Annotated in this window: 13 protein-coding genes and 1 pseudogene; all 14 read left to right on the forward strand. The window is 65.4% G+C overall.

Going from position 1 to position 14,701, the window contains the following annotated elements:
- Window positions 1–309 (forward strand): annotated as a pseudogene (gene garD / locus AC1DYD_RS31200) (galactarate dehydratase); the annotation flags it as partial.
- 133 nt (window positions 310–442) lie between these two features.
- Window positions 443–1,207: an SDR family NAD(P)-dependent oxidoreductase gene (locus AC1DYD_RS31205; RefSeq protein WP_478176619.1), complete on the forward strand. Its 765-nt coding sequence runs from the start codon at window positions 443–445 to the stop codon at window positions 1,205–1,207.
- Window positions 1,208–1,246: 39 nt separating this feature from the next.
- A complete protein-coding gene (locus AC1DYD_RS31210) occupies window positions 1,247–2,236 on the forward strand; it encodes a Bug family tripartite tricarboxylate transporter substrate binding protein (RefSeq protein ID WP_478176620.1) in 990 nt (329 codons plus the stop codon).
- Window positions 2,237–2,372: 136 nt separating this feature from the next.
- A complete protein-coding gene (locus AC1DYD_RS31215; RefSeq protein ID WP_478176621.1) occupies window positions 2,373–3,365 on the forward strand; it encodes a Bug family tripartite tricarboxylate transporter substrate binding protein in 993 nt (330 codons plus the stop codon).
- Between the two features lie 230 nt (window positions 3,366–3,595).
- Window positions 3,596–4,447, forward strand: a complete 852-nt coding sequence (gene asd / locus AC1DYD_RS31220) for an archaetidylserine decarboxylase (protein WP_478176622.1) — start codon at window positions 3,596–3,598, stop codon at window positions 4,445–4,447.
- 146 nt (window positions 4,448–4,593) lie between these two features.
- Window positions 4,594–4,920, forward strand: coding sequence for a winged helix-turn-helix transcriptional regulator (locus AC1DYD_RS31225; protein ID WP_478089961.1), 327 nt, complete (start codon window positions 4,594–4,596; stop codon window positions 4,918–4,920).
- Window positions 4,921–5,146: 226 nt separating this feature from the next.
- A complete protein-coding gene (locus tag AC1DYD_RS31230) occupies window positions 5,147–5,497 on the forward strand; it encodes an FKBP-type peptidyl-prolyl cis-trans isomerase (RefSeq protein ID WP_478176623.1) in 351 nt (116 codons plus the stop codon).
- Between the two features lie 138 nt (window positions 5,498–5,635).
- Window positions 5,636–6,202, forward strand: coding sequence for a nucleotide exchange factor GrpE (gene grpE / locus AC1DYD_RS31235; protein ID WP_478176624.1), 567 nt, complete (start codon window positions 5,636–5,638; stop codon window positions 6,200–6,202).
- A gap of 104 nt (window positions 6,203–6,306) precedes the next feature.
- A complete protein-coding gene (gene dnaK, locus AC1DYD_RS31240) occupies window positions 6,307–8,238 on the forward strand; it encodes a molecular chaperone DnaK (protein WP_478176625.1) in 1,932 nt (643 codons plus the stop codon).
- Window positions 8,239–8,330: 92 nt separating this feature from the next.
- A complete protein-coding gene (dnaJ, locus tag AC1DYD_RS31245; RefSeq protein WP_478176626.1) occupies window positions 8,331–9,470 on the forward strand; it encodes a molecular chaperone DnaJ in 1,140 nt (379 codons plus the stop codon).
- 236 nt (window positions 9,471–9,706) lie between these two features.
- The gene (locus tag AC1DYD_RS31250) at window positions 9,707–9,931 is read left to right on the forward strand and encodes a hypothetical protein (protein ID WP_478176627.1); all 225 of its coding nucleotides are present in this window, start codon (window positions 9,707–9,709) and stop codon (window positions 9,929–9,931) included.
- A gap of 19 nt (window positions 9,932–9,950) precedes the next feature.
- Window positions 9,951–11,873: a PrkA family serine protein kinase gene (locus tag AC1DYD_RS31255; RefSeq protein WP_478176671.1), complete on the forward strand. Its 1,923-nt coding sequence runs from the start codon at window positions 9,951–9,953 to the stop codon at window positions 11,871–11,873.
- Between the two features lie 27 nt (window positions 11,874–11,900).
- Window positions 11,901–13,184, forward strand: a complete 1,284-nt coding sequence (locus AC1DYD_RS31260) for a YeaH/YhbH family protein (RefSeq protein WP_478176672.1) — start codon at window positions 11,901–11,903, stop codon at window positions 13,182–13,184.
- Window positions 13,070–14,698 (forward strand): SpoVR family protein, encoded by a 1,629-nt coding sequence (locus AC1DYD_RS31265; protein ID WP_478176673.1) that lies wholly within the window; start codon window positions 13,070–13,072, stop codon window positions 14,696–14,698. The genes AC1DYD_RS31260 and AC1DYD_RS31265 overlap by 115 nt, the downstream gene beginning before the upstream one ends.
- The last annotated feature ends 3 nt before the right edge of the window (window positions 14,699–14,701 follow it).

The following is a 14,701-nucleotide window of genomic DNA, read 5'->3' on the forward strand; positions in this document are numbered from 1 at the left end:
TGCGGCACGCTGCAGCTGGCCGCCGGCATGAACCTGCATGTCTTCACCACCGGGCGCGGCACGCCCTACGGCCTGGCCGAGGTGCCGGTGATCAAGGTCGCCACCCGCAGCGACCTGGCGCGCCGCTGGCACGACCTGATGGACGTCAACGCCGGCCGCATCGCCGACGGCGAGGCAAGCATCGAAGACATCGGCTGGGAGCTGTTCCGGCTGATGCTCGAAGTGGCCAGCGGCCGCACGAAGACCTGGTCCGAGCAGTGGAGGCTGCACAACGCACTGGTGCTGTTCAACCCGGCACCGGTGACATGAGACGTTGCGGGACAGCCCAAGAAATGCGCAGCAGTTCTTGCTCTGTCCTCAACTGACTGAGACCTTGCGGGACAGACCAAGAAATGCGCAAGCAGTTTTGCTCTGTCCTCAACCAACTGAAGGAGCACGAACCATGGAAGACCTCAAAGGCCGCAGCGCCCTCGTCACCGGCGCCAGCACCGGCATCGGCGCCGCCGTCGCCATCGCCTATGCCGCCCGCGGCATGCGCGTGGCGGTCCACTACAACAGCTCGGCCGCAGCCGCCGAACAAGTGGTCGGGACCATCCGGGCGGCCGGCGGCGAAGCCTTCGCGCTGCAGGGCGACGTCCGCGACAGCGCGGCGATCCGCCGCGTGGTCGCCCAGGCCGACGAGCGCCTCGGCGGCATCGACGTGCTGGTCAACAACGCCGGCAGCCTGGTCAAGCGGGTGCCGATCGCCGACTTCGACGACGCGCTGTTCGACGAGGTGCTGCACATCAACGCCCGCTCGGTGCTGGCCTTCTGCCGCGAGGTCGTGCCGCTGATGCGCGCCCAGAGCCACGGCGGCAGCATCATCAACGTGTCGTCGATCGCGGCGCGCAACGGCGGCGGCCCGGGCGCCTACCTCTATGCCGGCGCCAAGGGCTTCGTGAGCACCGCCACCCACGGGCTGGCAAAGGAACTCGCGCTCGACCGGATCCGCGTCAATGCGGTGTCGCCGGGCGTCATCCAGACGCCCTTCCACGACCGCTTCTCGACGCCGCAACTGCTCGAATCGTTCAAGGCCGCGATCCCGATGGCCCGTATCGGCGAGCCGGACGACTGCGTCGGCGCCTTCCTCTACCTGGCATCGACACAGCTCTCGGGCTACGTGACCGGCCAGATCCTCGAAGTGAACGGCGGCCAGTACATGCCCTGAACCCGGCGCCACCTCATCCCACCGCACAGATCAACAACAATGGAGACAAGCGTCTTGAAAACTGGAATCCTCGGCGGCCTGGCCGCACTCTCGGCTGTGGCTGCCCTGTCCCTCGGCCTGGCCGCGCCCGCCGCAGCGCAGAGCGACTTCCCGAACCGCACCATCGAACTGCTGGTGCCCTACCAGCCCGGCGGCGGCACCGACGGCCTGGCGCGCACCTTCGCCGATGCCAGCCGCAAGCACATGGCGCAGACCATGGTGATCGTCAACCGGCCGGGCGCCGGCGGCGCCATCGGCTGGACCGAGGTGATCAATGCCAAGCCCGACGGCTACAAGCTCGCCGTGCTCACGGTCGAACTGCTGACGCTGCCGCACCTGGGCCTGGCCAAGTTCAACTACGACGACTTCCAGCCGATCGCCCAGCTCAACGCCGACCCGGCGGCGATCACGGTCAAGGCCGACGCTCCTTGGAACACGGTGGAAGAATTCCTGGCCGCGGCGAAGAAGTCGCCGGAAAGCGTGCGTATCGGCAACTCCGGCAACGGCTCGATCTGGCATCTGGCCGCGGCCGCACTGGAAGACAAGACCGGCGCCAAGTTCGGCCACATCCCGTTCCAGGGCGCCGCGCCCGCGGTGCTGGCGCTGCTCGGCGGCCACATCGAGGCGGTGGCCGTGAGCCCGGCCGAGGTCACGACCCATGTGCAATCGGGCAAGCTCAAGATGCTGATGGTGATGGCCGACCAGCGCGTGAAGGGCTTCGAGAAGGTGCCGACCGCCAAGGAGCGCGGCATCGACCTGTCGATCGGCACCTGGCGCGGCCTCGGCGCGCCGAAGAACACGCCGCCCGACGTGATGGCCAGGCTGCGCGAGATCACCGCCAAGACGGCGGCCGAACCGATGATGCGCGAAGCCATGGACAAGCAGAACCTGGGCTACGTCTACACCGACGGCGCGGTCTTCAAGGAAACGCTGGCCCGCGACAACGCCTATTACAAGAGCCTGATCACCAAGCTCAACATCAAACCCTGAGACCTTGCGGGACAGATCAAGAAACTGCGAAGCAGATTTTGCTCTGTCCTCAACTGACTAAGACCTTGCGGGACAGACCAAGAAACTGCGCAGCAGTTCTTGCTCTGTCCTCGACTGACTCATTAGGAGACCCTCCATGCAACGCCGCACCCTGATCCACACCGCGCTCGCCTCGCTGGCCGGCAGCCTGCCGGCGCTGCCGGCCTTCGCGCAGAACCCGTGGCCGACGGCCAAGCCGATCACCTATCTGGTGCCATTCCCCGCCGGCGGCACCACCGACGTGCTGGCACGGCTGATCAGCCAGAAGCTCGGCCCGGTGCTGGGTACCAGCGTGGTGATCGACAACAAGGGCGGCGCCGGTGGCAGCGTGGGCTCGGAGATCGCTTCCCGGGCCGCGCCCGACGGCTTCACGCTGCTGGGCGGCACCATCAGCTCGCACGCGATCAACGTCAGCCTCTATCCCAAGATCGGCTACGACCCGCTGAAATCCTTCGCGCCGGTGACACTGATCGGCACCAACCCGGTGGTGCTGGTGGTCAACCAGGCCAGCCCGTACAAGACACTGAAGGACTTGCTCGAAGCCAGCCGGTCCAGGCCCGGCGGCCTGTCCTCGGCCTCGGCCGGCACCGGCACCTCGCAGCACCTGGCACTCGAACTGCTGGCCTACAAGTCGGGCGTCAAGTTCACGCACATCCCGTACAAGGGCAGCGGCCCGGCGATCCAGGACGTCATCGGCGGCCAGGTCGACATGATGTTCGACACCACCGTGGTCGCCGGCCCGCACATCCAGAGCGGCAAGCTGCGCGCCCTGGCCGTGACCTCGGCCAAGCGCCTGGCCTCGATGCCGGACGTCCCGACGATCGCCGAATCGGGCATTCCCGCGCTGGCCGATTTCGAGGTGGTGTCGTGGCAGGCGATCTTCGTGCCGGCCGGCACGCCGGCGCCGATCGTCGACCGCCTGCACGCCGAGATCCGCAAGATCCTCGCCCAGCCCGAGATGCAGGAGAAGATGAAGGGCTTCGGCATGGAACCGGCCGACCTGACGACCGCGCAGATCGCGGCTTTCCAGAAGGCCGAAGTCGACAAATGGGCGCAGGTGATCAAGGCCGCCAATATCAAGGCCGAGTAGCTGGCCCCCACGCTCCCTCACTTCGTGTGGTCGCTGCCCCCCGAGGGGGCCGCAGGCCGCCTGGGGGCGGCCCGGCGCCGGCCTGGGCCCCCACGCTCCCTCACTTCGTGTGGTCGCGGCCCCCCGAGGGGGCCGCAGGCCGCCTGGGGGCGGCCCGGCGCCGGCCTGATCCTGCGAATGAGAGAAGAAGCGATCGATAGAATCGCCTTCCGTTTTCCTGGGAACTTCTCTTGTCCGATCGCCTCCCTGTCCTGTCCCAATATCTGTTTCCCAAGCAGGCGCTGACCTCCTTCGCCGGCTGGGTGGCGGGCAAGGAGCGCGGGTCGGTCACGACCTGGATCATCCGCCGCTTCGTCGCCAAGTACGGCGTCGACATGGGCGAGGCGCTCGACAGCGACATCGCGAGCTATCCCAGCTTCAACGCCTTCTTCACCCGGGCGCTGAAACCCGGCGCCCGGCCGCTGGCGCAGGCCCACCTGGTCTCGCCCGTGGACGGTGCGATCAGCCAGTTCGGCGCCATCGAGGGCGACCAGATCTTCCAGGCCAAGGGCCACCGCTATTCGACCACCGCACTGGTCGGCGGCGACGCCGCGCTGGCCGCGCAGTTCCAGCATGGCAGCTTCGCCACGCTCTATCTGAGCCCGAAGGACTACCACCGCATCCACATGCCCTGCAACGGTCGGCTGCTGCGCATGACCTACGTGCCGGGCGACCTGTTCTCGGTCAACCCGACCACGGCGCGCGGCGTGCCCGGACTGTTCGCGCGCAACGAGCGCGTGGTCTGCGTCTTCGAGACGGGGCGCGGCCCCTTCGTTCTGGTGCTGGTCGGCGCAACCATCGTCGGCAGCATGGCCACCGTCTGGCACGGCGTGGTGAATCCGCCGCGTGGCGGCGAGGTCCGCGAGTGGCGCTACGAGGATCAGCAGGTGCTGCTGCGCCAAGGCGAGGAAATGGGCCGTTTCCTGCTCGGCTCGACCGTGGTGATGCTGTTTCCGGCCCCGCCGCTGGATTTCGCGCCGGACTGGGCACCGGCACGCCCGGTGCGGCTCGGCGAAGCGATGGCCAACTACCCCGCCGCCTGAAGCCGCAATCCCACGAGCCGCAGCCTGCTTGCCGTCATAGCTATAAAACTTGTAGCAACCAGCCTTCTGGGCTATAGTCGCCGGCCGATTCCGGGTGGGTCCCCCACCGCCAATAAGAACTGCGGCACCCCGAGGAGATGAAGTCGATGAGCAGCAAGGAAAACGCGGCGGTCAGCCAATTGCTGGCACTGCTGGAAGCCCGCTACGCGCTGCGCGTCCTCTGGGCCCTTCGGGACGGTCATGCGCAGACCTTCCGTCTGCTGCAGGACAGCGTCGGCAGCATCACGCCGAACACCCTGAACACCCGCATCAAGGAACTCCGCGAAGCCGGGCTCGTGAACCATGGCAGCGAGGGCTACAGCCTGACCCTGAGCGGCCAGGACCTGCTGAAGCGGCTGTCCGACCTGCAGGCTTTCGCCGGCAAGTGGCAGCAGACCCAGGTCAAGAAGACGGCGCCTCCTCCTGCGCCGTGAGGGCTTGAACCCCACGCTCGGCACTGCGTGTCCTCGCTGCCCCCCGAGGGGGCGCAGTCCGCCTTGGGGCGGCCCGGCGGCGGACTTGAACCCCCACGCTCGGCACTGCGTGTCCTCGCTGCCCCCCGAGGGGGCGCAGTCCGCCTTGGGGCGGCCCGGCGGCGGACTTGCCGGGTCGTTAAACTGCCCGGTTTTCCACCTTTTCCCAAATCCCAAGGAGCGCACCATGCCCACCACTCCCTCCGGCCTGCAATACGAAGACACCACGGTCGGCGACGGCGCCGAAGCCAAGGCCGGCCACCACGTGCACGTGCACTACACCGGCTGGCTCTACAACGACGGCGTCCAAGGCGCCAAGTTCGACTCCAGCCGCGACCGCAACGACCCCTTCGCCTTCTCGCTGGGCGCCGGCCAGGTCATCAAGGGCTGGGACGAAGGCGTCGCCGGCATGAAGATCGGCGGCAAGCGCACCCTGATCATCCCGGCCGCCCTCGGCTACGGCGCCCGCGGTGCCGGCGGCGTGATCCCGCCCAACGCGACCCTCAAGTTCGACGTCGAACTGCTCGACGCCCACTGATCCTTCCGGCCCTTTCCGCCGTCCCCAGAATGCGCCTCCGGGCGCATTTTTTGTCTTGAAAACCACCTGGACAGCCCCAAATGGCTGGCTATTGTTCGTTTTTCATTGAATTCCGGCATGGCAGCCGGCTTTTTGAGCATGTCTGACCCGCAAAACACCCCCATTCATCCCGACACCCTGCAAGGCGAGCCCAGCCCCGAAGAGCTCGAGGCTGCCCAGGCAGCGAACGAAGCCGACGCGCTGGCGGCGGCCCAGGCCGAGATCACCGCGCTGCAGGCCAAGAATGCCAACCTCGCCGACCAGTTCCTGCGCGCCCAGGCCGACGTCCAGAACGCCCGCCGACGGGCCGACGACGAGATCACCAAGGGCCGCAAGTTCGCGATCGAGAGCTTCGCCGAGAGCCTCCTGCCGGTGCTCGACAGCCTGGAAGCCGGCCTGGCGCTCCCCGACGCCACCGCCGAGCACCTGCGCGAAGGCACCGAGGCCACGCTGCGCCAGCTCAAGAGCGCGCTCGAGCGCAACAAGGTGATCGAGATCGCGCCGCCGGCCGGCAGCAAGTTCGACCCGCACCAGCACCAGGCCATCTCGGTGGTGCCGGTGCCAGGCCAGGAGCCCAACACCATCGCGAGCGTTCTCCAGAAGGGCTACACGATCGCCGAGCGCGTGCTGCGCCCGGCCCTGGTGACCGTCAGCAGTCCGAGCTGAAAACCAACAAGAAACCCACAGGAAATCCCCGCTCCGTCCCTTGATTCGCAGCGGGTTATCCACAAGTTCACAACAACCTTATTTCAGATTCCAGGAGCAACAACATGGCCAAAATCATCGGCATCGACCTCGGCACCACCAACTCGTGCGTGTCGATCATGGAAGGCAACACCACGCGTGTGATCGAGAACTCGGAAGGCGCCCGCACGACGCCCTCGATCGTGGCCTACCAGGAAGACGGCGAAGTGCTGGTCGGCGCCTCGGCCAAGCGCCAGGCGGTCACCAACCCGAAGAACACGATCTACGCGGTCAAGCGCCTGATTGGCCGCAAGTTCGAGGAAAAGGAAGTCCAGAAGGACATCGACCTGATGCCCTACAGCATCACCAAGGCCGACAACGGCGACGCCTGGGTGGAAGTGCGCAGCAAGAAGCTCGCGCCGCAACAGATCAGCGCCGAAATCCTGCGCAAGATGAAGAAGACCGCCGAGGACTACCTCGGCGAGCCGGTCACCGAGGCCGTGATCACGGTGCCCGCCTACTTCAACGACAGCCAGCGCCAGGCCACCAAGGACGCCGGCCRCATCGCCGGCCTGGACGTCAAGCGCATCATCAACGAGCCGACCGCGGCCGCGCTCGCCTTCGGCCTCGACAAGCACGACAAGGCCGACCGCAAGATCGCCGTCTATGACCTCGGCGGCGGCACCTTCGACATCTCGATCATCGAGATCGCGGACGTCGACGGCGAGAAGCAGTTCGAAGTGCTGTCGACCAACGGCGACACCTTCCTCGGCGGCGAGGACTTCGACCAGCGCATCATCGACTACATCATTTCCGAGTTCAAGAAGGATCAGGGCGTCGACCTGAGCAAGGACGTGCTCGCGTTGCAGCGCCTGAAGGAAGCGGCCGAGAAGGCCAAGATCGAGCTGTCGAACAGCGCCGCGACCGACATCAACCTGCCCTACGTGACGGCCGACGCCTCGGGCCCGAAGCACCTGAACATCAAGCTCACCCGCGCCAAGCTCGAAAGCCTGGTCGAGGAGCTGATCGAGCGCACCGTCGCGCCCTGCCGCACCGCCATCAAGGATGCGGGTGTCAGCGTGTCCGACATCAGCGACGTGATCCTGGTCGGCGGCATGACCCGCATGCCCAAGGTGCAGGAAACGGTCAAGGAGTTCTTCGGCAAGGAACCGCGCAAGGACGTCAACCCCGACGAAGCCGTGGCCGTCGGCGCCGCCATCCAGGGCCAGGTGCTCTCCGGCGACCGCAAGGACGTGCTGCTGCTCGACGTCACCCCGCTGTCGCTCGGCATCGAGACCATGGGCGGCGTGATGACCAAGATGATCACCAAGAACACCACGATCCCGACGAAGTTCGCGCAGACCTTCTCGACCGCCGAGGACAACCAGCCGGCCGTGACCATCAAGGTGTTCCAGGGCGAGCGCGAGATCGCCTCGGGCAACAAGCTGCTCGGCGAATTCAACCTCGAAGGCATCCCCCCGGCTTCGCGCGGCACGCCGCAGATCGAAGTCAGCTTCGACATCGACGCCAACGGCATCCTGCACGTCGGCGCCAAGGACAAGGGCACCGGCAAGGAAAACAAGATCACCATCAAGGCCAACTCGGGCCTCTCGGAAGACGAGATCCAGAAGATGGTGAAGGACGCCGAACTCAACGCGGCCGAGGACAAGAAGAAGGTCGAGCTGGCCCAGGCCCGCAACCAGGGCGAAGCCATGGTGCACAGCGTCAAGAAGTCGCTCGGCGAGCACGGCGCCAGCCTGGACGCCGGCGAAAAGGAAAAGATCGAGGCGGCAATCAAGGACGTGGAAGAAGCCCTGAAGGGCGAGGACAAGGCCGCGATCGACGACAAGACGAACACGCTGATGAGCGCCAGCCAGAAGCTCGGCGAGAAGATGTACGCCGACGCGCAGGCGGCCGCTGGAGCGGCCGGCGGTCCGGGCGCTGGCCCGGAAGCTGCAAGTGCACCGGCGGACGACAACGTGGTCGACGCCGAGGTCAAGGAAGTCAAGAAGGGCTGATCTTCTCGCCCTGAACGAGGCTGGACCCCCTGGCAAGGCGGTCCGGCCTTTTCCGCTTTCTGCCCCACCGATTTCGCCACCGATTCCCGACCATGGCCACCAAACGCGACTACTACGAAACCCTCGGCGTTCCCAAGAACGCGAGCGAGGAGGAAATCAAGAAGGCTTATCGCAAGCTCGCGATGAAGCATCACCCCGACCGCAACCACGGCGACGCCGGCAAGGAATCCGAGGCCAAGTTCAAGGAGGTCAAGGAAGCCTACGAAATGCTGTCGGACAGCCAGAAGCGCGCCGCCTACGACCAGTACGGGCACGCGGGCGTCGACCCCAACATGCGCGGCGGGCCGGGCGCGGAAGGCTTCGGCGGCTTCGCCGAAGCCTTCGGCGACATCTTCGGCGACGTCTTCGGCGGCGCCCGGGGAGGCCGCCAGGGCAGCGGCCGCCAGGTGTTTCGCGGCAGCGACCTGAGCTATGCGATGGAAGTCACGCTCGAGGAAGCGGCCGATGGCAAGGACGCCCAGATCCGGATCCCGAGCTGGGACGACTGCGGCACCTGCAAGGGCACGGGCGCCAAGCCCGGCACCAAGCCGATCACCTGCACCACCTGCCATGGCCAGGGCGCGGTCCAGATGCGCCAGGGCTTCTTCAGCGTGCAGCAGACCTGCCCCACCTGCCACGGCTCGGGCAAGATCATTCCCGAGCCCTGCACCACCTGCCACGGCCAGGGCAAGATCAAGAACAACAAGACGCTGGAAGTGAAGATCCCGGCCGGCATCGACGACGGCATGCGCATCCGCAGCACCGGCAACGGCGAGCCCGGCACCAACGGCGGCCCGCCCGGCGATCTTTACATCGAGATCCGCCTCAAGAAGCACGAGCTGTTCGAGCGCGACGGGGACGACCTGCACTGCGTGGTGCCGGTCAGCGTCACCACGGCGGCGCTCGGCGGGGAGATCAACGTGCCGACCCTGAAGGGTGCGGCCGCGATCGACATCCCCGACGGCACCCAGAGCGGCAAGCAGTTTCGCCTCCGCGGCAAGGGCATCAAGGGCGTGCGCTCGAGCTACCCGGGCGACCTGTACTGCCACGTCCGGGTCGAAACGCCGGTCAAGCTGACCGAACACCAGCGCAAGCTGATGAAAGAGCTCGACGAGTCGCTCAAGAAGGGCGGCGACAAGCACAGCCCGACCGACAAGGGCTGGTTCGACAAGGCGAAGGAATTCTTCAGCTGAGCGCCACCGGGGTGCCAGCCGCCGGGGTCACCGGCGGCGAATCCAAAGCGGCCTGCGGGCCGCTTTTTTGTTGTCGGCGCTTTCCCGTAGGCGGCGCCGGCGCCCCGGGCGTTGGATCCGTAACAGACGAACGTGTCATATGAATAGAACCTGCATTCGCCGCCGATCCCGGCTGACGGGCGGTCGCCGCGCAGGAAACCCGGCATGCTCGTAGGATGGGCTGGTGGAGTTGAACGATGAGCGCCGATTTCGCCAATTGCTGCCGCATTCCGTCGGAACTTTTAGACGGCCGTGAAATTCTTATCCGAAAAGCAATTTGCTCGAAGCGCTCTTTGTTCTATGCTTTGAACAAGTTCATGCCCGAGGGGTCTTTCCAAAGCGTGCACACATCACCTGGCACCATTCCTGCGAAGAACGATGCAACGTGTGCGGCACGGATTTCCCGGGCAGCGCCCGGCTGACTCGATGGAGGTGTCTATGGTGGATGTCATCAGCAACTTCGCAGCGCGATATGAGCGCACCCGCGAAGAGGTCTTGTCCCTTCAGGAATACCTGGAGATCTGCAAACGGGAGCCCATGGCCTACGCCACGGCGGCCGAGCGGATGCTCAAGGCCATTGGCGAGCCGGAGTTGGTGGATACCCGCAACGACCCCCGCCTGTCCCGGATCTTCGCCAACAAGGTCATCAAGATCTACCCGGCCTTCCGCGAGTTCTATGGCATGGAAGATGCGATCGAACAGGTGGTGTCGTACTTCCGGCACGGCGCCCAGGGACTGGAGGAAAAGAAGCAGATCCTCTACCTGCTGGGCCCGGTGGGCGGCGGCAAGAGCTCGATCGCCGAGCGACTGAAGCAGCTGATGGAGCACGTGCCCTTCTATTCGATCAAGGGCTCGCCGGTCAACGAAACCCCGCTCGGCCTGTTCGATGCAGCCGAGGACGGCGAGATCCTCGAAAAGGAATACGGCATTCCGCGGCGCTACCTGCAGCGCATCCTGTCGCCCTGGGCCGTCAAGCGGCTGGAAGAGTACGGTGGCGACATCCGCAGGTTCCAGGTCGTCAAGCGCTACCCCTCGGTGTTGCGCCAGGTCGCGGTCGCCAAGACCGAACCCGGCGACGAGAACAACCAGGACATCTCCTCGCTGGTCGGCAAGATCGACATCCGCAAGCTCGAGGACTACGCCCAGGACGACCCGGACGCTTACGCCTACTCCGGCGGCTTGTGCCTGGCGAACCAGGGCCTGCTCGAGTTCGTCGAGATGTTCAAGGCGCCGATCAAGGTGCTGCATCCCTTGCTGACGGCCACCCAGGAAGGCAACTTCAAGGGCACCGAGGGCTTCGGCGCGATTCCGTTCGACGGCATCGTGTTGGCGCACAGCAACGAAAGCGAATGGAAGGCCTTCCGCAACAACAAGAACAACGAGGCCTTCCTCGACCGGATCTACATCGTCAAGGTGCCCTACTGCCTGCGGGTCTCCGAAGAGATCAAGATCTACGAGAAGCTGGTGCGCAACTCGTCGCTGTCGCACGCGCCCTGCGCGCCCGGCACGCTGCGCATGATGGCCCAGTTCTCGGTGCTCACGCGGCTCAAGGAACCCGAGAACTCGAGCATCTTCAGCAAGATGCAGATCTACGACGGCGACAACCTCAAGGACACCGACCCCAAGGCCAAGTCGATGCAGGAGTACCGCGACTACGCGGGCGTCGACGAGGGCATGAGCGGCGTCTCGACGCGCTTCGCCTTCAAAATCATCTCGAAGGTCTTCAACTTCGACAGCAGCGAGGTGGCAGCGAACCCGGTGCACCTGATGTATGTGCTCGAGCAGCAGATCGAGCGCGAGCAGTTCGCGCCCGAGACCGAGCAGAAGTACCTGTCCTACATCAAGGAACTGATGGCGCCGCGCTACGCGGAGTTCATCGGCAAGGAGATCCAGACGGCGTACCTCGAGAGCTATTCGGAGTACGGCCAGAACATCTTCGACCGCTACGTGACCTACGCCGACTACTGGATCCAGGACCAGGAGTACCGCGACCAGGACACCGGCGAAGTGTTCGACCGCGGCTCGCTCAACGCCGAGCTCGAGAAGATCGAGAAGCCCGCGGGCATCAGCAACCCGAAGGACTTCCGCAACGAGATCGTCAACTTCGTGCTGCGCGCGCGGGCCGGCAACGCCGGCAAGAACCCGCTGTGGACCAGCTACGAGAAGCTGCGCACGGTGATCGAGAAGAAGATGTTCTCGAACACCGAAGAGCTGCTGCCGGTCATCAGCTTCAATGCCAAGAGCAGCGCCGACGAGATGAAGAAGCACGAGGATTTCGTCAACCGGATGGTCCAGAAGGGCTATACGGCCAAGCAGGTCCGCCTGCTGTGCGAGTGGTACCTGCGCGTTCGCAAGAGTTCATGATGAACTGAAGGAGTTCTGTCCGTGGCCATGCTGCAGCAGATCATCGACCGTCGGTTGTCGGGCAAGAACAAGTCCATCGGCAACCGCGAACGTTTCCTGCGGCGCTATCGCGAGCAGATCGGCGAGGCTGTGCGCCGCGCGGTCAGCGGCCGCGGCATCCGCGACCTCGAGCAGGGCGAGGACATCACGCTGCCCAAGCGCGACGTCTCCGAGCCCGTGTTCGGCCACGGCCAGGGCGGCGACCGCGAGTACGTTCATCCGGGCAACAAGGAATACGTCAAGGGCGACCGCATCGAGCGGCCGCAGGGCGGCGGTGGCTCGGGCAGCGGCTCGCAGGCCGGCGACGGCGAAGGCGGCGAGGATGACTTCGTCTTCAGCCTGACCAAGGAGGAGTTCATGCGGGTCTTCTTCGAGGACCTCGCCCTGCCCCACCTGATTCGCACCCAGTTGGCCGAGGTGCCCGAGTGGAAGAGCCACCGCGCCGGCTTCGTCAGCGACGGCAGCCCGAGCAACCTGCACGTGGTGCGCTCGATGCGCGGCGCGCTGGCACGCCGCATCGCGCTCGGCGGCGATTCGCGGCGCGAGATCCGCGAACTCGAGGCGCACCTGCTGCACCTGCAGCGCGGTCCGCGGGTGGCCGACGCCCTGGTGCAACGCGAGATCCGCGAGACCGAGGCCAAGCTCGAGGAGCTGCGCGCCAAGGCCAAGCACGTGCCCTTCCTCGACCCGATCGACCTGCGCTACCGCAATCGGATCAAGGTGCCGATCCCGTCGGCCAAGGCCGTGATGTTCTGCCTGATGGACGTCTCGGGCTCGATGGACGAGGCGCGCAAGGACATGTCGAAGCGCTTCTTCATGCTGCTCTACATGTTCCTGACGCGGCACTACGAGAAAATCGACCTGGTCTTCATCCGCCACCACACGCAGGCCTCGGAGGTCACCGAGGAAGAGTTCTTCCATGCCACCGAGACTGGCGGCACCGTGGTCTCGAGCGCCCTCACGCTGATGCTCGACATCGTGCGCGCCCGCTACCCCAGCGGCGAGTGGAACATCTACGGCGCCCAGGCCAGCGACGGCGACAACTGGCATCAGGACAGCGGCCGCTGCCGCGAGCTGCTGGCCGACCACCTGCTGCCGCTGGTGCGCTACTACGCCTACGTGCAGGTGGCCGAGGCCGAGCAGAACATGTGGGAGGAATACACCCAGCTGGCCGGGTCCCACAAGAATTTCGCGATGCGCAAGGTCAGCTCCGCGCAAGACATCTATCCCGTGTTCCGCGACCTGTTCAAGAAAGAGAGAGGCCCGGCGTGACAGAGAAAACCCGCACTCCGCTGCCCAGCCCTTCCGACTGGACCTTCGAGCTGATCGAGCAGTACCACACCGAGATCGCTCGGGTGGCCAAGGGCTACAAGCTGGACACCTACGCCAACCAGCTCGAGATCATCACGGCCGAGCAGATGATGGACGCCTATGCCTCGGTCGGCATGCCGGTGATCTACCGCCACTGGTCCTACGGCAAGCAGTTCATCGCCACCGAGAAGAACTACCGCCGCGGCCACATGGGCCTCGCCTACGAGATCGTGATCAACTCCGATCCCTGCATCGCCTACCTGATGGAAGAGAACACCATGGCCATGCAGGCTCTGGTGATCGCCCACGCGGCCTACGGGCACAACAGCTTCTTCAAGGGCAACTACCTGTTCAAGATGTGGACCGATGCGTCCTCGATCATCGACTACCTGGTCTATGCCCGGAAATACATCAGCGAATGCGAGGAGCGCCATGGGGTCGGGGCGGTCGAGGACCTGCTCGACTCCTGCCACGCGCTGATGAACCACGGCGTCGACCGCTACCGCCGGCCGCAGCGGCTGTCGCTGAGCCAGGAGCAGGCGCGCCGCGAGGAGCGCGAGCACCATCTCCAGCAGCAGGTCAACGACCTCTGGCGCACCCTGCCGCGCCGGAGCGGCCGCACGGCGGAGGACGAAGAGGCGTCGAAGCGCTTCCCGGCCGAGCCGCAGGAGAACCTGCTCTACTTCATCGAGAAAAATGCACCATTGTTGGACCCCTGGCAACGCGAAGTGGTGCGTATCGTGCGCAAAATCGGGCAGTACTTCTATCCGCAGCGCCAAACCCAGGTCATGAACGAGGGCTGGGCCACCTTCTGGCACTACACCCTGCTCAATACGCTGTACGACGAGGGCCTGCTGGCCGACGGCTTCATGATGGAATGGCTGCAGTCGCACACCAACGTGGTGTTCCAGCCCCCGATCGGCCACCGCGCGTACAGCGGCATCAATCCCTACGCGCTGGGTTTTTCGATGTTCACCGACCTGCGGCGCATTTGTGAAAAGCCGACCGAGGAAGACAGGCGCTGGTTCCCCGACCTGGCGGGCTCCGATTGGCTGACCTCGCTCGACTACGCCATGCGCAATTTCAAGGACGAGAGCTTTATTGGTCAATTCTTGTCGCCGAAGCTGATGCGCGATTTCCGCTTTTTCACGGTCCGCGACCAGGAAAGCGAGCCCGAGCTCGAGGTGTCGGCCATTCACGACGACAGCGGTTACAAGCAATTGCGCGAATCGCTGTCACGCCAATACGACCTGAACCACCGCGAGCCCAACATCCAGGTCTGGAGCGTGAACCTGCGCGGCGACCGCGCGCTGACGCTGCGCCACACCCAGCACAACAACCGCCCGCTGCACGACGACTCGACCGAGGTGCTCAAGCACGTGGCGCGGCTGTGGGGCTTCGACGTCCACCTCGAGAGCGTCGACAGCCAGGGCCGGATCAGCCACCGCAAAGTGGCCGGGCCGCAGGCCGCCTGAACC

Source organism: Variovorax sp. P4_B11 (assembly GCF_056402355.1).